This window comes from Mycobacterium sp. Marseille-P9652, from assembly GCF_902652685.1.
In the GTDB taxonomy this organism is placed as follows: domain Bacteria; phylum Actinomycetota; class Actinomycetes; order Mycobacteriales; family Mycobacteriaceae; genus Mycobacterium.
The window spans coordinates 174,830-197,595 of sequence record NZ_CACRUY010000002.1; the positions used below are offsets into that span (position 1 = coordinate 174,830).

21 protein-coding genes and 1 tRNA gene are annotated in these 22,766 nt (G+C 69.4%); 15 read left to right on the forward strand and 7 right to left on the reverse strand.

What is annotated here, in order from left to right; genetic code table 11:
* Positions 1 to 174: 174 nt before the first annotated feature.
* The 5 genes from GPY60_RS02140 to GPY60_RS27465 all read left to right on the forward strand — a co-directional run bounded on the left by GPY60_RS02140 (position 175) and on the right by GPY60_RS27465 (position 5,995).
* Positions 175 to 2,556, forward strand: coding sequence for an MMPL family transporter (locus GPY60_RS02140; RefSeq protein ID WP_156685917.1), 2,382 nt, complete (start codon positions 175 to 177; stop codon positions 2,554 to 2,556).
* Between the two features lie 27 nt (positions 2,557 to 2,583).
* Positions 2,584 to 3,486, forward strand: a complete 903-nt coding sequence (locus GPY60_RS02145; protein WP_156685918.1) for a DMT family transporter — start codon at positions 2,584 to 2,586, stop codon at positions 3,484 to 3,486.
* 155 nt (positions 3,487 to 3,641) lie between these two features.
* Entirely contained in the window at positions 3,642 to 4,853 is a 1,212-nt protein-coding gene (locus GPY60_RS02150) for a L,D-transpeptidase (RefSeq protein WP_156685919.1), read from the forward strand.
* A 104-nt stretch (positions 4,854 to 4,957) separates the two neighbouring features.
* The gene (locus tag GPY60_RS27660) at positions 4,958 to 5,302 is read left to right on the forward strand and encodes a hypothetical protein (protein WP_370462637.1); all 345 of its coding nucleotides are present in this window, start codon (positions 4,958 to 4,960) and stop codon (positions 5,300 to 5,302) included.
* A 180-nt stretch (positions 5,303 to 5,482) separates the two neighbouring features.
* Positions 5,483 to 5,995, forward strand: a complete 513-nt coding sequence (locus tag GPY60_RS27465) for a PE family protein (RefSeq protein ID WP_156685920.1) — start codon at positions 5,483 to 5,485, stop codon at positions 5,993 to 5,995.
* A 51-nt stretch (positions 5,996 to 6,046) separates the two neighbouring features.
* Here GPY60_RS27465 and GPY60_RS02165 read toward each other — a convergent pair.
* Together GPY60_RS02165 and orn are read right to left on the reverse strand one after the other, a co-directional pair.
* Positions 6,047 to 6,119, reverse strand: a tRNA-His gene (locus tag GPY60_RS02165).
* 54 nt (positions 6,120 to 6,173) lie between these two features.
* On the reverse strand, positions 6,174 to 6,821 hold the full coding sequence (gene orn / locus GPY60_RS02170; RefSeq protein WP_156685921.1) for an oligoribonuclease: 648 nt from the start codon (positions 6,819 to 6,821) through the stop codon (positions 6,174 to 6,176).
* A 98-nt stretch (positions 6,822 to 6,919) separates the two neighbouring features.
* Between orn and GPY60_RS02175 the strand changes: the two genes are divergently transcribed.
* Positions 6,920 to 8,491: a helicase HerA-like domain-containing protein gene (locus tag GPY60_RS02175; RefSeq protein ID WP_156685922.1), complete on the forward strand. Its 1,572-nt coding sequence runs from the start codon at positions 6,920 to 6,922 to the stop codon at positions 8,489 to 8,491.
* A 79-nt stretch (positions 8,492 to 8,570) separates the two neighbouring features.
* On the opposite strand, the gene cmrA is transcribed toward GPY60_RS02175, so the two are convergent.
* The gene (gene cmrA, locus GPY60_RS02180; protein ID WP_156685923.1) at positions 8,571 to 9,377 is read right to left on the reverse strand and encodes a mycolate reductase; all 807 of its coding nucleotides are present in this window, start codon (positions 9,375 to 9,377) and stop codon (positions 8,571 to 8,573) included.
* Positions 9,378 to 9,581: 204 nt separating this feature from the next.
* Here cmrA and GPY60_RS02185 point away from each other — a divergent pair, with 204 nt between their 5' ends.
* A complete protein-coding gene (locus tag GPY60_RS02185; protein ID WP_156685924.1) occupies positions 9,582 to 10,901 on the forward strand; it encodes an MFS transporter in 1,320 nt (439 codons plus the stop codon).
* Between the two features lie 2 nt (positions 10,902 to 10,903).
* Here the strand turns inward: GPY60_RS02185 and GPY60_RS02190 are convergent, their stop codons facing one another.
* Both GPY60_RS02190 and GPY60_RS02195 read right to left on the reverse strand, forming a co-directional pair.
* On the reverse strand, positions 10,904 to 11,653 hold the full coding sequence (locus tag GPY60_RS02190; protein ID WP_156685925.1) for an MmpS family transport accessory protein: 750 nt from the start codon (positions 11,651 to 11,653) through the stop codon (positions 10,904 to 10,906).
* 58 nt (positions 11,654 to 11,711) lie between these two features.
* A complete protein-coding gene (locus GPY60_RS02195; RefSeq protein WP_156685926.1) occupies positions 11,712 to 12,353 on the reverse strand; it encodes an SACE_7040 family transcriptional regulator in 642 nt (213 codons plus the stop codon).
* Positions 12,354 to 12,473: 120 nt separating this feature from the next.
* Here GPY60_RS02195 and GPY60_RS02200 point away from each other — a divergent pair, with 120 nt between their 5' ends.
* The 7 genes from GPY60_RS02200 to GPY60_RS02230 are packed head-to-tail and all read left to right on the forward strand — an operon-like array spanning position 12,474 to position 19,955.
* A complete protein-coding gene (locus GPY60_RS02200) occupies positions 12,474 to 13,229 on the forward strand; it encodes a CoA transferase subunit A (RefSeq protein WP_156685927.1) in 756 nt (251 codons plus the stop codon).
* A 50-nt stretch (positions 13,230 to 13,279) separates the two neighbouring features.
* Positions 13,280 to 13,915 carry a CoA transferase subunit B gene (locus tag GPY60_RS02205; RefSeq protein ID WP_156685928.1) on the forward strand — a complete coding sequence of 212 codons (636 nt, stop codon included), beginning with the start codon at positions 13,280 to 13,282 and terminating at the stop codon, positions 13,913 to 13,915.
* The gene (locus GPY60_RS02210; protein ID WP_156685929.1) at positions 13,912 to 15,498 is read left to right on the forward strand and encodes a carboxyl transferase domain-containing protein; all 1,587 of its coding nucleotides are present in this window, start codon (positions 13,912 to 13,914) and stop codon (positions 15,496 to 15,498) included. The genes GPY60_RS02205 and GPY60_RS02210 overlap by 4 nt, the downstream gene beginning before the upstream one ends.
* Before the next feature lie 5 nt (positions 15,499 to 15,503).
* Positions 15,504 to 17,495, forward strand: a complete 1,992-nt coding sequence (locus tag GPY60_RS02215) for an acetyl-CoA carboxylase biotin carboxylase subunit (protein WP_156685930.1) — start codon at positions 15,504 to 15,506, stop codon at positions 17,493 to 17,495.
* On the forward strand, positions 17,492 to 18,652 hold the full coding sequence (locus GPY60_RS02220; protein WP_156685931.1) for an acyl-CoA dehydrogenase family protein: 1,161 nt from the start codon (positions 17,492 to 17,494) through the stop codon (positions 18,650 to 18,652). The genes GPY60_RS02215 and GPY60_RS02220 overlap by 4 nt, the downstream gene beginning before the upstream one ends.
* Positions 18,649 to 19,143, forward strand: coding sequence for a MaoC family dehydratase (locus GPY60_RS02225; protein WP_156685932.1), 495 nt, complete (start codon positions 18,649 to 18,651; stop codon positions 19,141 to 19,143). The genes GPY60_RS02220 and GPY60_RS02225 overlap by 4 nt, the downstream gene beginning before the upstream one ends.
* Positions 19,143 to 19,955, forward strand: a complete 813-nt coding sequence (locus GPY60_RS02230; RefSeq protein WP_156685933.1) for an HpcH/HpaI aldolase/citrate lyase family protein — start codon at positions 19,143 to 19,145, stop codon at positions 19,953 to 19,955. The genes GPY60_RS02225 and GPY60_RS02230 overlap by 1 nt, the downstream gene beginning before the upstream one ends.
* 91 nt (positions 19,956 to 20,046) lie before the next feature.
* Here GPY60_RS02230 and GPY60_RS02235 read toward each other — a convergent pair whose 3' ends face one another.
* Positions 20,047 to 20,817 carry an enoyl-CoA hydratase gene (locus GPY60_RS02235; RefSeq protein WP_156685934.1) on the reverse strand — a complete coding sequence of 257 codons (771 nt, stop codon included), beginning with the start codon at positions 20,815 to 20,817 and terminating at the stop codon, positions 20,047 to 20,049.
* Positions 20,818 to 20,961: 144 nt separating this feature from the next.
* Between GPY60_RS02235 and GPY60_RS02240 the strand changes: the two genes are divergently transcribed.
* Complete coding sequence (locus GPY60_RS02240) at positions 20,962 to 21,213, forward strand: hypothetical protein (protein WP_156685935.1); 252 nt, start codon at positions 20,962 to 20,964, stop codon at positions 21,211 to 21,213.
* Positions 21,214 to 21,222: 9 nt separating this feature from the next.
* Here the strand turns inward: GPY60_RS02240 and GPY60_RS02245 are convergent, their stop codons facing one another.
* Positions 21,223 to 22,662, reverse strand: a complete 1,440-nt coding sequence (locus GPY60_RS02245) for an FAD-dependent oxidoreductase (protein WP_156685936.1) — start codon at positions 22,660 to 22,662, stop codon at positions 21,223 to 21,225.
* Positions 22,663 to 22,766: the final 104 nt, after the last annotated feature.

The window sequence follows — 22,766 nt, forward strand, 5'->3', positions numbered from 1 at the left end:
CTATTTCCCGGGTCGCCGTTTCGTGCAGTACCCCGGACCTTGACCGCCAAACGTCCGGGCGCTGTGAGCGGTGCGTATCACAGTTGCGCACAAGCACATCGCTTCGCGGTGCCGGCTTCAAGAGTCATACGCCGGGAATTGGGTACAGGGGTGAGGATCGGAGGGGGAAGGCGGATGCTGCAAGCGACGACCCGACTTGCCATCGCCGCCCCCCGACGCATCATTGCGGTCGCCGTCCTGGCGCTGGTGGGCGCCGCCGTCTTCGGGCTGCCGGTGGTGAACAAGCTGTCGGGCGGCGGTTTTCAGGACCCGACCGCGGAATCGTCCCGCGCGACAGACATTCTCAAAGACAAGTTCGGCCAGACCGATCAGAAAATGCTGATCGTGCTGACCGCACCCGGCGGGCCTCGCGGCGACCAGGCGCGGCGGGTCGCCACCGACCTCGTCGACAACCTGCGACGGTCCCCCTGGGTGCTGGACGTGTCCTCGGCGTGGACGTCCCCGCCGCAGGTCGCCGCCCAACTCGTCAGCAAGGACGGCAAGTCCGGGATGGTCGTGGCCGACCTCAAGGGCGGGGAGAACGCGGCGCAGGAATACGCCAGCACCCTGACCCGCCAACTCGTGCACGATCGTGATGGGGTCACCATGCGCGCGGGCGGCATGGCCGTCGCGTATGCGCAGATCAACGATCAGAACGAGCGCGACCTCGTCCTCATGGAGGCCATCGCGATACCGCTGAGCTTCGCGGTTCTGGTCTGGGTGCTCGGTGGCGTGGTGGCGGCGGCGCTGCCCATCGTCGTGGGCGCGCTGGCCATCGTCTGCACCATGTCGGTCCTGCGGCTGATCAGTGTCGCCACCGACGTGTCGACCTACGCACTGGACCTGAGCATCGCGATGGGCCTGGCCCTGGCGATCGACTACAACCTGCTGATCATCAGCCGCTACCGCGAAGAACTGGCACGGTGCGGCGACCGGGAGCGCGCGCTGTACCGCACGATGGCCACCGCCGGGCGGACCGTGCTGTTCTCCGCCACCACCGTCGGCTTGTCGATGGCCGTCATGGCGCTGTTCCCGATGTACTTCCTGAAGTCGTCGGCCTACACCATCGTGGCGACCGCGGTGATCGTCGCGCTCGCTGCGGTCGTGGTCACGCCCGCCGCCATTGCGCTGCTGGGCCCGCGCCTGGACGCGCTCGACGCCCGCCGGTTGCTGCACCGTTCGGTGCCGCGCGCCAGATCGTGGCGCGACCACGCGCACACGCCGACGACCGGGCAGTTCTGGTACCGCTCGACGAAGTTCGTGCTGCACCACTCCCTGCCGGTCGGGCTGAGCGTCGTCGCGCTGTTGCTGCTGCTCGGCGTCCCGTTCCTGGGCGTGAAGTGGGGTTTTCCCGACGAGCGCGTGCTGCCCCGCTCGGCGTCGTCGCGCCAGGTCGCCGACATGTTGGACAACGACTTCGCCAACGCCTTGGGCAACGGGCTCTCGGTTGTGGTGCCGGACGCGCGCGGCGTGACCCCCGTCGATCTGGAGCGCTACGCCGCCGCGCTCTCCCGCGTCCCCGACGTGTCCGCGGTCACCGCCCCAACCGGCACCTTCGTCGCCGGAAACCTGGTCGGACCGCCCGCCGCGCCCGCCGGCGTAGCCGACGACAGCGCGTTCTTCACCGTCGCAAGCACCGCGCCGCTCTACTCGAAGGCCTCCGCCACCCAACTCGACCGGCTACACCGCGTCGCGGGCCCGGCGGGGCGCTCGGTCGAGATGACGGGGCTGGCGCAGATCAACCGGGACAGCGTCGACGCCATCACCCACCGCCTGCCGCTCGTGCTGGCGCTGATCGCCGTTGTCACGTTCGTGCTGTTGTTCCTGCTCACCGGCAGCGCGGTGCTGCCTCTGCAGGCGCTGGTGTGCAACGTGTTGTCGCTGACCGCCGCGTTCGGGGCGATGGTGTGGATCTTCCAGGACGGGCACCTCGGCGCGCTGGGGACGACCGCCAACGGCACGCTCAACGCGAACATCCCGGTGCTGCTGTTCTGCATCGCCTTCGGGCTGGCCATGGACTACGAGGTGTTCCTGGTCTCCCGGATCCACGAGTACTGGCTCGCCTGTCCGGCGGCTCACGAGAAGCGGCCGATTCCCGCCGAGGCCCGCGCCGCCACCGACGAGAGCACGGCGCTGGGCATCGCGGGCATCGGCCGGGTGGTCACCACGGCCGCGCTGGTGATGTCGATCTCGTTCGCCGCGCTGATCCCCGCCCACGTGTCCTTCATGCGGATGCTCGGCCTCGGCCTCACGCTGGCCGTGTTCGCCGACGCCACCCTGGTGCGGATGGTCCTCGTCCCCGCCTTCCTCCACCTGCTCGGCCGCTGGACCTGGTGGGCGCCCGGGCCGCTGGCAGCGCTGCGCGGTCGGTTGTCGACCGGTGAAGCCGGTGCCGCGGCAGGGCGTGGCCCGGACGAGGCCGACGTTGCGGCGCACGTGATCAGAAGGTGGCCCACCGCGGAAGTGCCGGACGAGGGCCGTCATGAGTTGGCGCGCAACGACGTTCACATCCCATGAGGCGTCGAGCCGGCAGGAAGATCCCCGATGGATAAGACGGACGTCGCCGCACTGCTGGCGTTGGGTTCCGCGCTGTGCATCGCGCTCGGCGACGTGCTCCAGCAACGCGCGGCGCACTGCATCACCGACCGATCGGTGGGTCACGTGGAGCTGATGACGGGCCTGCTTCGCAATCGGCGGTGGTGGTGGGGCTCCCTGCTGCTCGTGGTGAGCATCGCGTTGCAGGCGGCGGCGTTGGGGGAGGGGTCGGTGCTGCTCGTGCAGGCGCTGCTCACGCTGTCGGTGCTGTTCGCGCTGCCGATCAACGCCCGGCTGTGGCATCGCACCGTCACCGGCCGCGAGTGGGTTTGGGCCGGACTGCTCACGGTGGCCGTGATCGTGGTCGTCACGGTGGGCAACCCGGGTGCCGGTCGTTCTGACGCACCGCTGGGAACCTGGGCCGCGGTGGTGGCGGTTTTGGGTCCGCTGTTGGTCGCATGCGTCGTGGTCGGCCGGACTCGCGGTGGCGTGGTGGCCGCCGTGCTGTTTGCGTTCGTGTCGGGATCGCTGTGGGGGGTTTTTGCGGTGCTGACCAAGGAGGTCGTCGCCCGACTCGGCGACGGGCCATGGGCGGTCGCCAGAACGCCCGAGCTCTACGCCTGCGTCCTGGTGGCGCTGGGCGGCCTCGTGTGGAGCCAGTCGGCGTTTCAGGCCGGCCCCCTGACGGCCTCGATGCCCACGCTGGAGATGTCCCAGCCGGTCGTCGGGGCGGCGCTGGGCGTCGTCGTCCTGGACGAGACGCTCAACGCGAGCGGCGCCGGGCTGGTCGTCCTCGCGGTCGCGGTGGTGGTGATGACGGCGGCGATCGTCAAACTCGCGCGCGTCGATGCCGTCGCCATCGCCGACAGGGTCGAGTCACACCTCCAGGACACCGTCGGCCAACTTTCGTAGCCGGGCCGGCACCCGCCGGAACAGGAATTTCCGCACGCCGGATCCCGAATTGGCAACACCCTGGGCGCGACATTTCGACTGGCGCCGCGGGGCGCCCGGAAACCATTACAATTCTTCCGATTCATGGTCAGCGGCGACCAGTTCGCGGAAATCAGATGGAAGGTCACCGGGTGTCGGGTTCGCGTGTACGCCGGTCGTGGCTGGCTGTGGCACTGGCCACGGTCGCCGTGTTCGGCGCTGCCTGCGGCGGCGGTCAGCAGGCCGCGCCGACGAAGGTGATCTTCAACAAGGGCACGCCGTTCGCGGACCTGCTGGTCCCCAAGCTGACCGCCTCGGTGAGCGACGGCGCCGTCGGCGTGACGGTGGACTCACCGGTGACGGTGAGCGTGTCCTACGGCGTCCTCAAGTCGGTGACGATGGTCAACTCCAACGGTCGGTCCATCAGCGGGCAGCTCAGCCCCGACGGGCTGCGGTGGCAGACCACCGAGCAGCTCGGCTACAACAGGCGCTACACGCTGAGCGTGAAGGCGCTGGGGCTCGGGGGCTCGGCGAGCCGGCAGATGACCTTCCAGACCAGTTCGCCGGCGCACCTGACCATGCCCTACGTCAGCCCGGCCGAGGGCGACGTGGTGGGCATCGGTGAGCCGGTGGCCATCCGCTTCGACGAGAACATCGCCGACCGCGCGGCGGCCCAGAAGGCCATCGTCATCACCACCAATCCGCCCGTCGAAGGCGCGTTCTACTGGCTGAACAACCGCGAAGTGCGTTGGCGCCCAGAGCATTTCTGGAAGTCCGGGACATCGATCGATGTGGCGGTCAACACCTACGGCGTCGACCTGGGCGACGGCATGTTCGGTGAGGACAACGTCAAGACCCACTTCACCATCGGCGACGAGGTCATTTCCACGGCCGACGACACGACCAAGATGGTGACCGTTCGGGTGAACGGCGAAGTCGTCAAGACCATGCCCACCTCCATGGGCAAGGACAGCACCCCGACGGCCAACGGCTTCTACATCATCGGCGGACGGTTCAAGCACATCATCATGGACTCGTCGACCTACGGCGTTCCCGTCAACTCGCCCAACGGATATCGCACCGAAGTCGACTGGGCCACCCAGATGTCGTACAGCGGCGTGTTCGTGCACTCGGCGCCATGGTCCGTGGGCGCACAGGGGCACACCAACACCAGCCACGGGTGCCTGAACGTGAGTCCGAGCAACGCCGAGTGGTTCTACGACCACAGCAAGAGCGGCGACATCGTCGAGGTGATCAACACCGTGGGCGGAACGCTGCCGGGAACCGAGGGGCTGGGCGACTGGAACGTCCCGTGGCCGGTGTGGAAAGCCGGTAACGCCAACACCTAGTGGCCGCTTCGGCCGCAGCGTCAAATGGTGCTGCTGTCAGGCACATAAGTCATTCATAGGTTGCACTGAGGTACCCCTTATTCCGGGCCGGGTACCCAACACGCATGAGGAAAACGATTCGCATCGCAACATCATCCTTGGCGCTGGCCGGCGGCCTGGGACTCGCGGGCCTCGGGGCGGCGGCCGTCGCCGACGCGCAGCCCATCGCCCCCGCACCCGTCTACCACTGGTGCCCCGGTGAGTGGTGGGACCCGGGCTGGGGCTTCAACTGGGACGGCGGCCGCTGCCACGACGACTTCTACCGCGACGGTGACGCCCACGATCAATGGCACTACCGCGGCGGCGGCGACCGTGATCACTGGCAGGGCGGCCCGGGAGACCGTGACCACTGGCAGGGCGGTCCAGGGGACCGTGATCACTGGCAGGGTGGCCCCGGCGGCCGCCACTGATTGCCGCTGACCTAGTCGACGGGTCGCCCACCGGGCGGCCCGTCGAATCCCGGCGGTTCTCACCGGGGGGTAGGCGAAGGGACTCGGCGTCAAGGTCCGGGAAGGCACTGAAAAGGAAGTAGTCGTCTACTTAAGCCGATCTCCGCCAGAGGCTCGATCCTGCTGGTAGGAGGTGCGGAGATGGCGTATTTGATCGCTGATCCGGAATTAATTGCTGCAGCAGCGACGGATCTGGCCTCTATCGGGTCGAACCTCAACGCGGCGCACTTAAGAGCGGCGGCTCCGACCGTCGCGGTGATACCCGCCGCCGCCGATGAGGTCTCAGCGGCAATCGCCTCCGTGTTCGCCGATCGAGCCCAGGCGTTTCAGGGCCTCGCCGGTCAGGCAGCGGCCTTCAGCGACCAGTTTGTGCAGACGCTCAAGAGCGGTGGGGCCTCCTACGCGGCGACCGAGGCCACCAGCGCCGCGTCGCTGCGGTCGATAGCAGCGGCTGCTGCCAGTGACCCTTTCGGCGGGGTGCTGAGCCTGCTATCTGAAATCGGGAACCTTTTTACTAATGCAGTTTTCTTCCTGGGTTTCCTCGGCATCGCCGCCCTCATCATATTTTTCAGCGTGTTCGTCGCCGCGGTTCTCACCCTCGGCGCGCTGCTGATTCCTGGTGCACAGATCAGCGGCTATGTGTCGTTTAGTTGAGAGTGGCGAAAGAAAAGGTCAGAGGGGTTGATTACCACCTCTGACCTGCGGGGTGGCTGACGGGACTCGAACCCGCGACACCCAGGATCACAACCTGGTGCTCTACCAGCTGAACTACAGCCACCATTGCCGCAGCCGGGCTCCTGAAACGGGAGTCGAACGAGCGGCGACGTCGATACTAGCCGGTCGATGGGTCGGCGGCCGAATCGATGACGTCGGGGGCGCCCGCCGTGCCGCCGAGTTCGGCGACCACCGCCTCGATCTCGCTGGTAGACGGCCCGGGTGGGGAAACGAACGCGGTCCGCCGGTAGAACTGCAGCTCGCGGATGGATTCGTGGATGTCGGCCAGCGCGCGGTGGGCGAGGCCTTTGGCGGGTTGGCCGAAGTAGATGCGCGGGTACCAGCGCCGGCAGAGTTCCTTGATCGAGCTGACGTCGATCATCCGGTAGTGCAGGAACGTGTCCAGGGTTGGCATGTCACGGGCGATGAAGGACCGGTCGGTCGCTATCGAATTGCCTGCCAGCGGCGCCGTCTTGGGCTGCTTGACGTGTGCGCCGATGTAGTCCATCACCATGGCCTCGGCAGTCGCCAGGTCGACGGTGGACGCTTTGACCTCGTCGATCAGCCCCGAGCGCGAATGCATTTCGGCGACAACGTCGATCATCGACGAAAGCGCGCCGTCGTCGGTGTGGATCACCACGTCGACCCCGTCGCCGAGGATGTTCAACTCCGCGTCGGTGACCAGGGCCGCAATCTCGATCAGCTTGTCCGATCCGAGGTCGAGGCCCGTCATCTCGCAGTCGATCCACACCAGTTCGTCCCGCACAGGGCTCAGACTAGGCCCATTTGGCGGATCACCTCGCCGCCCCCTTGCCAGTATCGTGAGCGGTGCCTAACCGCAGGACGGGAGAAGGGGCGCAGCGAATGAGCACCGAATCGGCCACCGAAGGCCAGGGCGGCCCCGCGCAGCGGATCGCCAACGGCTATGCGGTTGACGGCCAGGCTCTGGAGCTGGGCACGGTCGTGGTCGACGGCGTCGCCGATCCGACCGCGCAGGTGCGCATCCCGCTCGCCACCGTCAACAGGCACGGACTGGTGGCCGGGGCCACCGGAACCGGTAAGACGAAGACCCTGCAGCTGATCGCCGAGCAACTCAGCGCGGCCGGAGTGGCCGTGCTCATGGCGGACATGAAGGGCGACCTGTCGGGTCTGGCCCGCCCGGGGGAGGGTAACGACAGGACCGCCGCCCGCGCGAAGGACACCGGAGACGACTGGGCGCCGACGGCCTTCCCGGTGGAATTCCTGTCGCTGGGCACCGGAGGTCTCGGGGTGCCGGTGCGTGCGACAGTCGAGAGCTTCGGCCCGGTCCTCCTGTCGAAGGTGTTGGGGCTCAACGCGACCCAGGAGTCGACCCTCGGCCTCATCTTCCACTGGGCCAAGGAGAACAACCGCCGCCTGGTCACCCTGAACGATCTGCGCGGTGTCATCAGCCACCTCGCAAGTGACGAGGGCAAAGCCGACCTGAAAGACCTCGGCGGGGTGTCGTCGACGACCGCGGGCGTCATCCTGCGGGCGCTGGTGAACCTCGCCGGCGAGGGCGGGGACACGTTCTTCGGCGAACCGAAGCTCGACCCGAACGATCTGCTGCGTGTGAATGACCAAGGCCAGGGCGTCATTTCGCTGCTCGAGTTCAGCGGGCAGTCGTTGCGGCCGGTGATCTTCTCGACGTTCCTGATGTGGGTGCTGGCCGACCTCTTCAAGATGCTGCCCGAGGTCGGCGACGTGGGTAAGCCGAAGCTGGTGTTCTTCTTCGACGAAGCCCACCTGCTTTTCAGCGACGCCTCCAAGGCCTTTCTCGAGCAGGTCGAACAGACCGTCAAGCTGATCCGATCGAAGGGCGTCGGGGTCTTCTTCTGCACCCAGTTGCCCACAGACATCCCCAACGACGTGCTGTCTCAGCTCGGCGCGCGCATTCAGCACGCGCTTCGGGCGTTCACCCCCGACGACCAGCAGGCGTTGAGCAAGACCGTCCGGACTTATCCGAAAACCGATGTCTACGACCTGGAGTCGGCGTTGACGTCGCTGGGGATAGGTGAGGCCGTCGTCACCGTGCTGTCCGAGAAGGGTGCGCCGACGCCCGTCGCGTGGACACGGATGCGGGTGCCCCGGTCGCTGATGGCTTCGATCGGTGACGAGGCGATCTCCGCTGCGGCGAAAGACAGTGAACTGCAAGGGAAATACGGCACGACGGTCGAACAGCCGGCGGAGCCGTCCGCGTCCCGGGCGCCGTCGCCCGCGCCGCAAGATCAGTCCCCCTACCCGCCCGTCCCGGCCAACGAGCCGGTTCCGCCGATGCCGGAGCCGGTGGAGCCGAAGGGTCCCGCCATGTGGGAGGAAGTGCTGAACAACCCGACCGTCAAGAGCGGCCTCAATACGGCGATACGCGAAGCGGTGAAAGGGATATTCGGCACCGGCGGGCGCCGCGGCCGGAAGTGACTTGGCCGTTATATCCGTCCGCTGAACGAGTTTCGTACGTGACGCCCAGACTCGGCGGATGGGTTCGTCGCAACGAACCCTAGCCGCCGCCGAGCTTCTTGTAGAAGCTGCCGACGATCGGCGCGACGATCGCGCGGGGGGCGTAGCCGCTGGCCACGGACATGGCCTTGGACGTCAGGCCCGGGACGATGCGCATCTTGTTGCGCTCCAACGCATCCAGCGAAACCTTGGCGGTGTGCTCGGTGGAGATCCACAGGAAGTCGGGCACCAGGCGTTCGACCAGTGTCGCTTCGGACTCGTCGGGCAGGTCCGTTCGCACCGGGCCGGGGGCGAGCAAGGTGACGTGCACGCCGGAGGCGCGTAGCTCACCGCGCAGCGACTCGCTGAAGGTGTTGGCGAACGCCTTGCTGGCGGCATAGGTCGCGTTGTAGGGAATGGGCGAATTGCCCGCGGCGGAGCCGGAAATCAGAATCCCGCCGGCGCCCCGCTTGACCATCCCGGGCAGCACGGCCAGCGTAAGGTCGTGCACGCCAAGCACATTCAGCTGCACCTGGGCTTTCTCGCCGGCCGGGTCGAGGCCCGAGACGGGACCGAACGTCGCGGTGCCCGCGTTGGCGCAGAGGATGGAGATCGGTCGCGAGGCCAGCTCGTCGCACAGTTTTCCGCGTTCGCCCGGGTCGGCCAGGTCGGCGGGGCGCACGTCCACTGCGACGCGGTACTTGTCCGACAGCCGGGCGGCCAGGTCGTTCAGCAGGTCTTCGCGACGGGCCGTGACGATCAGGTTGTGCCCGCGCGCGGCGAGTTCGGTGGCCAGCGCTTCGCCGATGTTCTGCGAAGCTCCGGTGACGACGGCGCGCGCGTCCGGGCTGGGAGCGGGTATCGGCATGTGCCCCATGCTAGACACCCCCCAGGCGGCGATCGCGAGCGCGGCGAAGCCGGGCGCGGCGGGTCGCTGTCCCAGCAAATGGCGGCGATCGCGAGCGCGGCGAAGCCGGGCGCGGCGGGTCGCTGCCCCAGCAAATGGCGGCGATCGCGAGCGCGGCGAAGCCGGGCGCGGCGGGTCGCTGCCCCAGCAAATAGAGTGCGGGTCATGGGTCAGCCGCAGCCTCGTCCGGTCGCGCCCACGCCTGTGCTGTCGAGGGTCATTGCCTGGGCCCTGTGGGATTGCGGTGCGATCGGGATGATCGCGATCGTCGGCACGTTCGTGTTCTCGGTGTACCTGACCAGCAGCGTGGGCAAGGGCATGCACGGCGGCGCGACGCCGGCGAGCTGGCTCGGCCGGGCCGCCGCCATTGCCGGCGTGACCGTCGCGCTGCTGGCGCCGCTCGTCGGCGTCTGGGTTGAGTCGCCACACCGCCGGCGGGTGGTGCTGAGCACGCTGACCGCCCTCGCGGCGACGCTCACGTGCGCGATGTTCTTCATTCACGAGAGCCCGGGATACCTCGCGGCCGGGCTGGTGCTGCTCGCGGCGACCGGGGCATGCGCCGACTTGGCCAGCGTCCCGTACAACGCGATGCTGCGCCAGGTCTCCACGCCGCAGACGGCGGGCCGGGTCTCCGGCCTGGGCGCGGCGGCCGGATTCCTGGGCAGCGTCCTGCTGTTGGTGCTCATCTATGCCCTGTTCATCTCGGGCAGCGGGCCCGAACGGGGACTACTGCAGGTGCCCGCCGCCGACGGCCTCTACGTCCGGGAGGCGATGCTGCTGGCGGCGGCGTGGTTCGCGGTCCTGGGGCTGCCGCTCCTGCTCGTGGCGCACCGGCTTCGCAGCGCCGACGAGGAGTATCAGCCGACGAGCATGCTCGGCGGTTATCGCAAGCTGTGGTCCGAGGTGACCGCCGAATGGCGGCGCGACCGCAACCTGGTCTACTACCTCCTGGCCAGCGCCCTGTTTCGCGACGGCCTGGCGGCCATCCTCGCGTTCGGCGCCGTCCTGGGCGTCAGCGTGTACGGCATCTCGCAGGGCGACGTGCTGGTCTTCGGCGTGGCGGCCAGCGTGGTGGCCGCGTCGGGGGCGGTGCTGGGCGGGTTCGTCGACCACCGGATCGGATCCAAGCGGGTGATCGTCGGGTCGTTGGGCGCGATCATCCTGGTCGAGCTCACCCTCATGGTGCTGTCGGGATCGGTCGTGTTCTGGGTATGCGGGCTGCTGCTGGCCCTGTTCATCGGGCCGTCGCAGGCGTCGGCCCGCACCCTGCTCCTGCACATGGCCAAGCACGGCAGGGAAGGCGTGGCGTTCGGCCTCTTCACCATGACGGGCCGGGCGGTCTCGTTCCTCGCACCGTGGATGTTCTCCGTCTTCGTCGACGCGTTCGGCGCCGTGCGCGCCGGCCTCGGGGGGATATCCCTCGTGCTGATCGCCGGGGTGCTCGGGATGCTCGGCGTCCGCGTCCCCGCGGCCGAACCGTCGTAGCCTCAGCCCCGGGCGTCGCAGATCGTCAGGCCGACGCCGACGCGCTGGCTCACCTGAACCCCACCCACGGTGACCGAGCAGGTGACGTTGTGACCGAAGTTCACGATCGTGACGTTGGCCGGGTGCACGGCCGACTTGGCGAGGCTGACCTCTTTGCTCCACGGCAGCGCGACGTTGAACTCCGTCTGGATGACGTCGCCGGTGGCGATGTACATGATGCTGATCGCCCGGCCGTCCCCGTTGACCGTATAGACCACGTCCTGCATCGTGCCGGGCGCCGCGGTTTCGGTGGGCGTCTGGGATGCGCTGGGTGGCGGCGCCGGCAGGCGCGTGCGCGACGGAGGTGTCAACCGCGTCGACGGGGGTGGCGTTGGTGACTCCGAACTCGACCCGGGCATCTCGGGCAACGGCGGGACGGCGGTCTGGGTCTTGATCGCGTCGTTCGCCAGCACCAACGCGATGACCAGGGCGACAACGAGAAACACGGCGACGCCGACGCCGATCCAGAGCCCCCGCGGCGACTTGCGGCCACCCGGCGCGGGGCTCGGCTCCTCCGGCGGCGGCCCGCCCGGCGGCGGGCCATCCTGCTGCCAATAGGGCGGCAGCTGCCTGGTGTCCTGGGGGCCGGGCGCCCACTGCGGCATGTACCCGCTGTAGGTCGGCGAATACGGCGCCTGCTCGGCGTACGCCGGGTCGACGGTCGGCGGGTACCAGGGGGTTTCCCGGGACCCGGATCGACGTGGATCGTTCATGTCCACCTCATGGCTTGCAGGGTACCTAAGCAGCGCGTCCCGGCGGCGGCGCTCGTGATCAGTGGCAGCGATTGCCGGCGGTCAGCGCGGCAACGGTCATCGCCCGCATGACGGCGCGTGCCCGCGCGGCGCGCACGGGCTTGTCGATCGACTTCATGCTGTGCGGGGTCGAATTGAGCAGGCCGAACACCGCATGCGCGGTCAGCCGGGCGTCGGCCTCGGCCAGCGCGGGGTTGAGCTCGCGCAGGACGCCCACCCAGACCTCGACGTATTGGCGCTGCGCCTTGCGCACCTGCTTCTCGGCCGCCTCGGGCAGGTACGCGAGGTCGCGGTCCTGGATGCGGATGAGGTCCGGTTCGCTCAACGCGAAGTCGAGGTGGAAGTCGATCAGGCCGTCGAGTGCGCCGGCGGCATCCGAACCGCGGGAACGCACCTCGCGGGCGCCGGCGAGCAGCCGGGTGCTGATGCCCACCAGCAGCTCGACGAGCAGCGACTCCTTGTTCGGGAAGTGCCGGTAGATGGCCGGGCCGCTCACACCGGCCGCCGCGCCGATGTCCTCGAGTCGCACGGCGAGGAAGCCCCGCTCGGCGAACAGGCGCTCGGCCGCGGCCAGCAGCTGCAGGCGCCGGTCGGACTTGAGCCGGCTCCGTCGGCTGGGGACATCGGGATCCGGGCGGCAATCGGGCGCGGGTGTGGTCATTGAAGTCAATCGCGATCGACGTAGCGGTGTGGACGCGGCGGCTCGGGCGATGGTAATGTCACTCGAGTTAATCGACATTAACTCAATTTCCGCCCCGACGGCAAGGAGGCTGCTGCGGCGATGGACAAGGTCGTGGCCGGACCTTCAGCGGCCGCCGACGCGGTCGCCGACATCACCGACGGGTCCTGCCTGGCGGTCGGGGGATTCGGGTTCTGCGGCGTTCCCGAGACGTTGATCGCGGCGCTGGTCGCCACCGGGGTCGGCGATCTGGAGGTCGTGTCGAACAATCTCGGCGGCGAGGGCGTCGGGCTCGGTCCGCTGCTGCGGCACAAAAGGATTCGCCGAACCATCGCGTCCTATGTGGGCGACAACAAGGAATTCGCGCGCCAGTTCCTCGCCGGGGAACTCGAGGTGGAACTGACCCCCCAGGGAACGCTGGCCGAGCGGCTGCGCGCCGGCGGCATGGGCATTCCGGCCTTCTACACGCCCGCGGGCGTCGGCACGCCGTTCGCCGACGGCGGGTTGCCGTGGCGGTACGACGGATCGGGGGCGGTGGCGGTGATGTCGCCGCCCAAGGAGTTCCGCGAGTTCGACGGCATCACATACGTTTTGGAGCGCGCGATCCGGGCGGACTTCGCGCTGGTGCACGCCTGGAAGGGCGACCGGCTCGGCAACCTCGTCTACCGCGGGGCCGCCGCCAACTTCAACCCGGACTGCGCGCGAGCCGGCAGGATCACGATCGCCGAGGTCGAACACCTCGTCGAGCCCGGCGAGATCGACCCGGCGGCGGTGCACACCCCCGGCATCTTCGTGCAGCGGGTCGTGCACGCGCCCGACTCGGTCAAGCGGATCGAGAAGGTGACGGTGCGGTCGTGAGCGCGCCGGCGACGATGCGGAACGCAAGAGACGGGGAGGAGCGGCGCCATATGGCATGGAATCGGCAGGGTCTCGCCGCGCGGGTGGCCGCCGAATTCTCCGACGGCCAGTACGTCAACCTCGGCATCGGCATGCCCACGCTGGTGCCCAACCACATTCCCGACGGTGTGTCCGTGGTCGTCCACTCGGAGAACGGAATCCTCGGCGTGGGGCCGTATCCCGACGCCGCACACGTCGACCCGGACCTCATCAACGCGGGCAAGGAGACGGTCACGACGCTGCCCGGCGCCGCGTTCTTCGGGTCGTCCGACTCGTTCGGCATGATCCGCGGCGGCCACGTCGACGTCGCGGTGCTGGGCGCCATGCAGGTCTCGGCCGCCGGCGACCTCGCCAACTGGATGATCCCTGGCACAATGGTCAAGGGGATGGGCGGCGCCATGGACCTGGTGCACGGCGCCCGCAAGGTGATCGTGATGATGGAGCACACCGCCCGCGACGGCAGCCCGAAAGTCGTTGCGCGGTGCAGCCTTCCATTGACGGGCGTGGCCTGCGTGAACCGCATCATCACCGACCTCGCCGTCATCGACGTGTGTGACGACGGCCTGCACCTGGTCGAGACGGCGCCGGGCGTCAGTATCGACGAGGTGTGCGCCAAAACCGAACCGCCGCTTGTGAGGAACCCGTGAGCTCATCCGTCGCCACCGCGCCAACCTTCGCCGACGAGCACCGCCGCCTGGTCGCCGACCTGAACGCCCGGCTGGCGGCCGCGGCGCTGGGCGGCAACGAGCGCGCGCGGGAGCGCCACGTCAGCCGCGGCAAGCTGCTGCCCCGCGAACGGGTGGATCGCCTGCTCGATCCCGGCACCCCGTTCCTCGAGCTGTCACCGCTGGCGGCCGACGGCATGTACGGCGACGAATCCCCGGGGGCGGGCATCATCACCGGGATCGGCCGGGTGTCGGAACGCGAATGCGTGATCGTGGCCAACGACGCGACGGTCAAGGGCGGCACCTATTACCCGATGACGGTCAAGAAACACCTGCGGGCGCAGGAAGTCGCGCTGCAGAACCGGTTGCCGTGCATCTACCTGGTCGACTCCGGGGGCGCCTTCCTGCCGCGCCAGGACGAGGTGTTTCCCGACCGCGAGCACTTCGGGCGCATCTTCTACAACCAGGCGACCATGAGCGCCAAGGGAATTCCTCAGGTGGCCGCGGTGCTGGGGTCCTGCACCGCCGGCGGCGCCTACGTGCCGGCGATGAGCGACGAGGCCGTCATCGTCCGCGAGCAGGGCACGATCTTCCTCGGCGGTCCGCCGCTGGTGAAAGCCGCCACCGGAGAGGTCGTCTCGGCCGAGGAGCTGGGTGGCGGCGACCTGCACTCGCGGGTCTCCGGCGTCACCGACCACCTCGCCGACGACGACGAGCACGCCCTGCGGATCGTCCGCTCGATCGCCGCGACCTTCGCCCCCCGCGACCCCGCCCAGTGGGAGACGCGGGCGCCGGTGGAGGCCGTGCACGCGCAGACCGAGCTCTACGACGTCGTGCCGCCGGACCCGCGCGTGCCCTACGACGTTCACGAGGTCATCGTGCGGCTCGTCGACGGCGGCGAATACAGCGAGTTCAAGACCAATTACGGCAAGACGCTGGTGACCGCATTCGCCCACATCCACGGCCACCCCGTCGGCATCGTCGCCAACAACGGCGTCCTGTTCGGCGAATCCGCCTTGAAGGGCGCACATTTCATCGAGCTGTGCGACAAGCGCAAGGTGCCGCTGCTGTTCCTGCAGAACATCGCCGGGTTCATGGTCGGCCGCGATTACGAGGCCGGCGGCATCGCCAAGCACGGCGCCAAGATGGTGACCGCCGTCGCCTGCGCCCGCGTCCCGAAGCTGACGGTCGTGATCGGCGGTTCCTATGGCGCGGGCAATTATTCGATGTGCGGCCGGGCGTATTCCCCGCGCTTCCTGTGGATGTGGCCCAACGCCCGGATCTCGGTGATGGGCGGTGAGCAGGCCGCGTCGGTGCTGGCCACCGTGCGCGGCGAGCAGCTGACGGCGTCGGGCAAGCCGTGGACGGGCGAGGACGAGGAGGCGTTCAAGGCACCGATCCGCGCGCAGTACGAGGAGCAGGGCAACCCGTACTATTCGACGGCTCGGCTCTGGGACGACGGCATCATCGATCCCGCCGACACCAGGATGGTTGTGGGCCTTGCCCTTTCGGTGTGCGCGCACGCTCCGCTGGAACCGGTTTCCTACGGCGTCTTCCGGATGTGAGGGAAATGTTCGACACCGTCTTAGTGGCCAACCGCGGCGAGATCGCCGTCCGGGTCATCCGCACCCTGCGCCGGCTGGGCATCCGATCGGTCGCCGTCTACAGCGACCCCGACGCCGGCGCGCGGCACGTGCTGGAGGCCGACGAGGCCGTCCGGCTCGGGCCGGCCGCGGCCCGGGAAAGCTACCTCGACATCGCCAAGGTGCTCGACGCGGCGGCGCGCACCGGGGCACAGGCGATCCACCCCGGCTACGGATTCCTCTCCGAGAACGCGGCTTTCGCCGCCGCCTGCGAGGGAGCCGGGGTGGTGTTCCTCGGGCCGCCGGCGCGGGCCATCGAGGTGATGGGCGACAAGATCACCGCCAAGAACGCCGTCGCCGCCTTCGACGTCCCGGTGGTGCCCGGCGTGGCCAGGCCCGGCCTGGCCGATGACGAACTCGTCGCCGCGGCCGAAGAGGTTGGCTACCCGGTGCTGATCAAGCCGTCGGCGGGCGGGGGCGGCAAGGGCATGCGGCTGGTCGAAGACCCGGCCCGCCTGCGCGAGGCGCTGGTCAGCGCCCGCCGGGAGGCCGCCTCCGCATTCGGCGACGACACCCTGTTCCTCGAGCGATTCGTGTTGCGGCCCCGGCACATCGAGGTGCAGGTGCTGGCGGACACGCACGGCAACGTCGTGCACCTGGGTGAGCGGGAGTGCAGCCTGCAGCGGCGCCATCAGAAGGTCATCGAGGAGGCGCCGTCACCGCTGCTCGACCCGCAGACCCGGGCGCGCATCGGGGCGGCCGCCTGCAGCACCGCCCGCAGCGTCGACTACGTCGGCGCGGGCACGGTCGAGTTCATCGTCTCCGCCGATCGTCCCGACGAGTTCTTCTTCATGGAGATGAATACCCGCCTGCAGGTGGAACATCCGGTGACCGAGGCGGTGACCGGGTTCGACCTGGTGGAGTGGCAGCTGCGGGTGGCCGCCGGCGAGAAGCTGGGGTTCGCCCAGGACGACGTCGAGTTGGACGGGCACGCGATCGAGGCGCGGGTGTACGCCGAAGACCCCGCGCGCGGGTTTCTGCCCACCGGTGGCCGGGTGCTGCAGGTGGCCGAACCCTCCGGCGCCGGGGTGCGGGTGGACTCGTCGCTGCTGGCCGGCACGGTGGTCGGCAGCGACTACGACCCGATGCTCAGCAAGGTGATCGCCCACGGGAGCGACCGCGCCGAGGCGCTCGCGAAACTCGATCGCGCCCTGGCCGCAACGGCGGTCCTGGGCGTGCAGACCAACATCGAATTTCTGCGATTCCTGTTGGCCGACGAGCGGGTGCGGGCCGGCGATCTCGACACCGCGCTGCTCGACGAACGGCTGGCGGACTTCGCGCCGCTCGCGGCGCCCGACGACGTGCTCGCCGCCGCTGGGCTGTACCGCCAGTGGGCTTTGTCCCGGCGCGCCGGAGGCAACCCGTGGGCGGCGCCGACGGGCTGGCGGCTCGGCGGGGCGGGCGCGCCCGTCCGCACGGAGATGCAGACGCCGCTGCGCAACGAGACCGTATCGGTTTGGGGCACAACGGACGCCGCGCGGGTTCAGGTCGGCGACGGCGCGGCCCGGCCGGCGAGCGCCGCCGTCGACGGGTGTGCCATGAGCGTGGTGCTCGACGGGCTGCGCCGCGAATACCGGTGCGCCGAGGCCGACCGCCATCTGTGGATCGCCGACGAGCGCGGGACCTGGCACGTGCGTGAGGCGGAGGAACACAAGATCCATCGCGCGGCGGGGGAGCGGCAGGCCGAGATCCTAAGCCCCATGCCCGGCAGCGTGATCGCCGTCCAAACCGCCTCGGGCGCCGAGGTTTCCGAGGGTGACGTGGTGGTGGTCGTGGAGGCGATGAAGATGGAACACTCGCTGTCCGCACCGGCCGGCGGCCGGGTGGAGGTGTTGGTGTCCGTCGGTGACCAAGTCAAAGTCGATCAAGTACTGGCGCGGCTTGTGCCCGATTCAACGACGAAGGATCCAGAAGCATGACCACATCCATCGATACCCTGCCCAAGGAATACGAGGACCTCCGCGACACGGTGGCCGAGTTCGCGCGCACGGTCGTCGCGCCCGTGTCCGCCAAACACGATGAGGAACACAGCTTTCCGTACGATGTCGTCGCCAAGATGGGCGAGATGGGGCTGTTCGGCCTGCCGTTCCCCGAGGAGTACGGCGGCATGGGCGGCGACTACTTCGCGCTGTCGCTGGCGCTCGAGGAACTCGGCAAGGTCGACCAGTCGGTTGCCATCACGCTGGAGGCCGGCGTCGGCCTCGGCGCTATGCCGATCTACCGCTTCGGCACCGACGAGCAGAAGCAGAAGTGGCTGCCGGACCTGACGGCGGGCCGTGCGCTGGCCGGCTTCGGGCTCACCGAGCCGGGCGCCGGTTCCGACGCGGGCGCCACCCGCACCACCGCCCGGCTCGACGGCGACGAGTGGGTGATCAACGGCAGCAAGCAGTTCATCACCAACTCGGGCACCGACATCACCTCGCTGGTCACCGTCACCGCGGTCACCGGAAGCGTGGCCGGCGACAAGAAGGAGATCTCGACGATCATCGTGCCCAACGGCACACCGGGATTCACGGTCGAGCCGACCTACAACAAGGTCGGCTGGAACGCGTCGGACACCCACCCGCTGAGCTTCGACGACGCTCGCGTGCCGCAGGAGAACCTGCTGGGGCCCCGGGGCACGGGCTATGCCAACTTCCTGTCCATCCTCGACGAGGGCCGCATCGCGATCGCCGCGCTCGCGACCGGCGTCGCGCAGGGTTGCGTCGACGAAAGCGTGAAGTACGCCACGCAACGCCAGTCGTTCGGGCAGCCCATCGGCTCGTACCAGGCGATCAGCTTCAAGATCGCCCGCATGGAGGCCCGCGCGCACGTGGCCCGCACCGCCTACTACGACGCCGCCGCGAAGATGTTGGCGGGCAAGCCATTCAAGAAGGAGGCGGCGATCGCGAAGATGATCTCGTCGGAGGCGGCCATGGACAACGCCCGCGACGCCACCCAGATCCACGGCGGGTATGGCTTCATGAACGAATACCCGGTGGCGCGTCACTACCGCGACAGCAAGATCCTCGAGATCGGCGAGGGCACCACGGAGGTGCAGTTGATGCTCATCGCGCGTTCGCTGGGGCTGCGATGAGTTCCCCGAAGTCAATCGTCCAGCGCGGCTTGTGGTTCGAAGAGTTCGAGATCGGGACGAAGTACCTGCACCGGCCGGGCCGCACCGTCACCGAGGCCGACAACGTGTTGTTCACCACCCTGACCATGAACACCCAGTCGCTGCATCTCGACGCGGCGTGGGCCGCCGAGCAGCCGGGGTTTCGCGGTGAGCGGCTGGTGAACTCGATGTTCACCCTCTCCACGCTGGTGGGGCTGTCGGTGTCGCAGCTGACGCTGGGCACCATCGTCGCCAACCTCGGGTTCTCCGAGGTGTCGTTCCCCAAGCCGGTTTTCCACGGCGACACCCTCTACGCGGAGACGGTGTGCACCGGCAAACGCGAGTCGAAGAGCCGTCCGGGGGAGGGCATCGTCACGCTCGAGCACGTCGGCCGAAACCAGGACGGGGAGATCGTCGCGCGCGCGGTGCGGACCACGCTGGTGCAGAAGCGGCCGTCGGGCGAGGAGTCCTGATGGACCTGCGCGCCGCCGGCCCCGGCTGGTTGTTCTGCCCGGCCGACCGCCCCGAGCGTTTCGGCAAGGCCGCCGCGGCGGCCGACGTGGTCATCCTCGACCTGGAAGACGGTGTGGCACCGTCGGACAAGGAAGCCGCCCGCCAGGCGCTGCGGGAGACACCGCTGGATCCCGGTCGCACGGTCGTGCGGATCAACGCCGCGGGCACCGAGGAGCAGGCGCGCGACCTGGACGCGCTGGCCGCCACCGCGTACACCACGGTGATGCTGTCGAAGACGGAGTCGGCCGAACAGGTGTCCGCCCTCGCGCCACGTGACGTCGTCGCGCTGATCGAGACCCCGCGCGGGGCCGTCTTCGCGACCGAAATCGCTTCCGCCGCAGGCACCGTCGCGATGATGTGGGGCGCCGAGGACCTCGTCGCCACGCTCGGCGGGAGCTCCAGTCGCCTTCCCGACGGCACCTACCGAGACGTCGCCCGCCACGCGCGCTCGACGGTCCTGCTGGCGGCGTCCACGTTCGGCCGTCTCGCCCTGGACGCGGTGCACCTCGACATCCGCGACCTCGAGGGCCTGCGCGAAGAGGCCGACGACGCGGTCGCGGTGGGTTTCGACGCGACCGTGTGCATCCACCCGAGCCAGGTTGCGGTGGTCCGGGAGGCCTACCGCCCCGGCGAGGAGAAACTCGACTGGGCGCGCCGGGTGTTGGCCGCGGCGCGAACCGAGCGCGGTGTGTTCGCGTTCGAGGGGCAGATGGTCGACTCGCCGGTGCTCAAGCACGCCGAAGCGATGCTCCGCCGGGCGGGGGAGGCCTGACGCGCACGCCGAGACGTGCACCAGGGCCACGCGGTTCGGCGCGTCGTGTGCCCGATGTCGCTGTCGCGGCGGCCTTTACGCGCTGACCCCGCTACCGGCGTTGCGCGGCGGCCAGCCTGCTCGCGAATTCCGGTGACTGCAGCGAAAACACCTGCGGGCCAAGCTCGGTGCGCATGGCGAACTCGTGATGGTCGTTGTCCACCGATCCCGGGCTCGAGGTGGCCCGCATCGTCGCCTTGGTCGCCAGCACCACCGCGCGCGGCGCCGCCGCGGGCCCCGCGGCGAGGTCGAGGGCGGCGGCGAGGGGATCGTCGGCGACCGTCAGCGCCAACCCATGGCGCACAGCGGATTCCGCGTCAAAGCGCATGCCGAACAGCAGGGCCGCCCGCGCGACCTGCGGGCCCACCGCCCGCTGCAACATCCAGGTGGCGCCGCCGCCGGGATGCAGCCCCAGCTTCTGGAAGCGGGCGTCGAACACCGCGCCGGGCCCGGCGATGCGCACGTCGGCCGCCAGCGCGAGGTTCAGGCCCGCGCCGACCGCCGCGCCGTTGACGGCGGCGACGGTGGGCAGCCGGCAGTTGCCGACGGCCATGAAGCCGTCGTAGATCCTCTGCAAGCCCGCCTCGGCCGCCCCGCTGCCCGCGGCGCCGAGGGCCGCCAGGTCGGCGCCCGCGCAGAAGGCCTTGCCCGCCCCGGTCACCACCACGGCGTGCACGTCGGGATCCGCCTCGGCCCGGTCGACGGCCGCGCGCAAGAGTCCCGAGATCTCGTCGGTGAGCGCGTTGCGCCGATCGGGGTCGTTGACGGTGATGACGGCGACGCGATCGGCGGCGGTGTACAACACCGGATCGGTTTCGGCCATGGGCACCTCCGCGGTTTTGTTCTGCTGCCGGGTCCGGTTCAGACGCTACTGCGGACGCCAAGAATGCTCCAAGGATGCCTTGAGGCCGGCCGCCGAAGCTCGAGTCAGCTCAGCACAACACCGACTCGACTCGAGGAGCCCCACATGGTCGCCGCGGCACAGAACACCCGTTCCGACAGGAAGCTCGGCTACTTCCGGTTGGCGCTGGCCCTACTCCCGGTCCCGTTCCTGTTCGCGCTCGGCATCGTGATCGCCCACGCCGCCACGCCGTCGCCCGGCGACGCGTGCTCGGTGCGCAATGCCACTATGCGCGATGCGAGCGGGCACATGATGTGGTGCAGCCCGACCATGACCGGCGCGCACCTGCTGGTGTGGCAGTACGCGCCGGCGCCGTAGTGCCGGGGATCAGTAGTTCAAACTCGAGAACATGACCCGGCCCGGGTCGTATTTCTGCCGCACCGCCGCCAGCCGGGACAGGTTGGCGCCGAAGTACCGCGAAGCGGCTTGGTTCGGCTCGAGATAGTTCACGTAGCCGCCGGCCGAATACGGTTGCACCGCTTGGTGAGCGGCGCTGAGCCAATTCCGGGCCGCCGCCGGGTCGCCCGTTTCGACGTACCACTGCACCAGGGCGGACTCGCGGCGCCACGGAAAGGCCGTCGCCCCCGGGGCCACGGTGGCCAGGGCACCGTCGAGGGCGTGCATGATCGCCAGCATGCGGCCCGCGCCGCGCGGGAAGGCGTCGACCGCCGCGGCGATCGCCTGCGCGGCGGCCGGGCTGATCGTCGGCAGGACGTCGGAGCCGCCGACATAGCCCAGCGGCGACGGGTTGAGGTTCCCGACCGCGAGATAACGCACCAGGTCCAGGTAGTTGAACGTGTGGTTCTCGGTCCCGGTCGGTTGCAGCCCGACGGCCTTGACGATGGCGGCCGCCGCGCTGTTGCCCGACCCGGCGGGGCACGTCGCCATGATGCGGCAGTGCGTGCCCAGGCCGTCGACGGTGGCGTCGGCGAGCGCCCAGTTGCTCTGGTCGACGGAGCGCAACCAGGTCTGCCAGCCGACGAGGACCTGCGCGAACGACTGCGGCGGGAAGTTGAGGTTGACAACGTCGACGTCGGTGGTCGGGAAGGTGGCGAACGTCATCGCGGTCGTCACCCCGAAGTTGCCGCCCCCGCCGCCCCGCAGCGCCCAGAACAGGTCGGGCCGGCTGTTGGCCGACGCGGTCACGGCCTGCCCGCCGGGCAGCACCACCGTCGCCGACGTCAACTGGTCGCACAGCAGGCCCGCGTGGCGGGACTGCGCGCCCAGCCCGCCGCCCAGGGCGTGGCCGCCGCTTCCCACCGACGGGCAGGTACCCGTCGGGATGCCCCGGCCGGCCGCCGCCAGCGCCTGGTGCAACGCATACAGGCTGGTCGCGGGCGTCGCCGTGACGGACCCGCTGGCGGCGTCGTAGTTGATCGCCCCGGGCAGCTGCCGGAGGTCGAGCACCATCGCGCCGTTGGGTGTGGACGCCCCGACGTAGGAGTGGCCGCCGCTGCGCGGGGCCACCTTGAGGTTGTGCGCGGCGGCGAAGGCCATCGCCTTCTGCACGTCCGCCGTCGACGTGGGAACGACGACGGCCGCGGGCGCCGAGTCGTTGTAGATGGTGTTGAAGACCTGCTTCGCCGCGCCGAACTGGCCGTTATCGGGCGTGATCACCTGCCCGTTGATGGCGGTGGCGAGCGCGCCCCAGCCCGACGGGGCGGGCTCGGCGGTGGCGCGGGGGGACCCGACCATCGTGCCCGCGGCCAACGCCCCGGCGGCGGCCCGCAGGAACGTCTGCCGCGAGATCTCCCGCGGTACCGTCATGCCCCGAATTGTCGGCGACGGCGCGCCGACGGGCGCTCCGCCACACGCGCCGTCACCGGATCGTTAGCGACGACGCACCACGAAGCACGTCGATAACGACTTGT

Excerpts from the sequence above, each read along its gene's own strand:
- GPY60_RS02140 (WP_156685917.1), top strand. The coding sequence starts at position 175 with ATGCTGCAAGCGACGACCCGACTTGCCATCGCCGCCCCCCGACGCATC.
- GPY60_RS02145 (WP_156685918.1), top strand. The coding sequence starts at position 2,584 with ATGGATAAGACGGACGTCGCCGCACTGCTGGCGTTGGGTTCCGCGCTG.
- GPY60_RS02150 (WP_156685919.1), top strand. The coding sequence starts at position 3,642 with ATGGAAGGTCACCGGGTGTCGGGTTCGCGTGTACGCCGGTCGTGGCTG.
- GPY60_RS27660 (WP_370462637.1), top strand. The coding sequence starts at position 4,958 with ATGAGGAAAACGATTCGCATCGCAACATCATCCTTGGCGCTGGCCGGC.
- GPY60_RS27465 (WP_156685920.1), top strand. The coding sequence starts at position 5,483 with ATGGCGTATTTGATCGCTGATCCGGAATTAATTGCTGCAGCAGCGACG.
- GPY60_RS02175 (WP_156685922.1), top strand. The coding sequence starts at position 6,920 with ATGAGCACCGAATCGGCCACCGAAGGCCAGGGCGGCCCCGCGCAGCGG.
- cmrA (WP_156685923.1), bottom strand. The coding sequence starts at position 9,377 with ATGCCGATACCCGCTCCCAGCCCGGACGCGCGCGCCGTCGTCACCGGA.
- GPY60_RS02185 (WP_156685924.1), top strand. The coding sequence starts at position 9,582 with ATGGGTCAGCCGCAGCCTCGTCCGGTCGCGCCCACGCCTGTGCTGTCG.
- GPY60_RS02190 (WP_156685925.1), bottom strand. The coding sequence starts at position 11,653 with ATGAACGATCCACGTCGATCCGGGTCCCGGGAAACCCCCTGGTACCCG.
- GPY60_RS02195 (WP_156685926.1), bottom strand. The coding sequence starts at position 12,353 with ATGACCACACCCGCGCCCGATTGCCGCCCGGATCCCGATGTCCCCAGC.
- GPY60_RS02200 (WP_156685927.1), top strand. The coding sequence starts at position 12,474 with ATGGACAAGGTCGTGGCCGGACCTTCAGCGGCCGCCGACGCGGTCGCC.
- GPY60_RS02205 (WP_156685928.1), top strand. The coding sequence starts at position 13,280 with ATGGCATGGAATCGGCAGGGTCTCGCCGCGCGGGTGGCCGCCGAATTC.
- GPY60_RS02215 (WP_156685930.1), top strand. The coding sequence starts at position 15,504 with ATGTTCGACACCGTCTTAGTGGCCAACCGCGGCGAGATCGCCGTCCGG.
- GPY60_RS02220 (WP_156685931.1), top strand. The coding sequence starts at position 17,492 with ATGACCACATCCATCGATACCCTGCCCAAGGAATACGAGGACCTCCGC.
- GPY60_RS02225 (WP_156685932.1), top strand. The coding sequence starts at position 18,649 with ATGAGTTCCCCGAAGTCAATCGTCCAGCGCGGCTTGTGGTTCGAAGAG.
- GPY60_RS02230 (WP_156685933.1), top strand. The coding sequence starts at position 19,143 with ATGGACCTGCGCGCCGCCGGCCCCGGCTGGTTGTTCTGCCCGGCCGAC.
- GPY60_RS02235 (WP_156685934.1), bottom strand. The coding sequence starts at position 20,817 with ATGGCCGAAACCGATCCGGTGTTGTACACCGCCGCCGATCGCGTCGCC.
- GPY60_RS02240 (WP_156685935.1), top strand. The coding sequence starts at position 20,962 with ATGGTCGCCGCGGCACAGAACACCCGTTCCGACAGGAAGCTCGGCTAC.
- GPY60_RS02245 (WP_156685936.1), bottom strand. The coding sequence starts at position 22,662 with ATGACGGTACCGCGGGAGATCTCGCGGCAGACGTTCCTGCGGGCCGCC.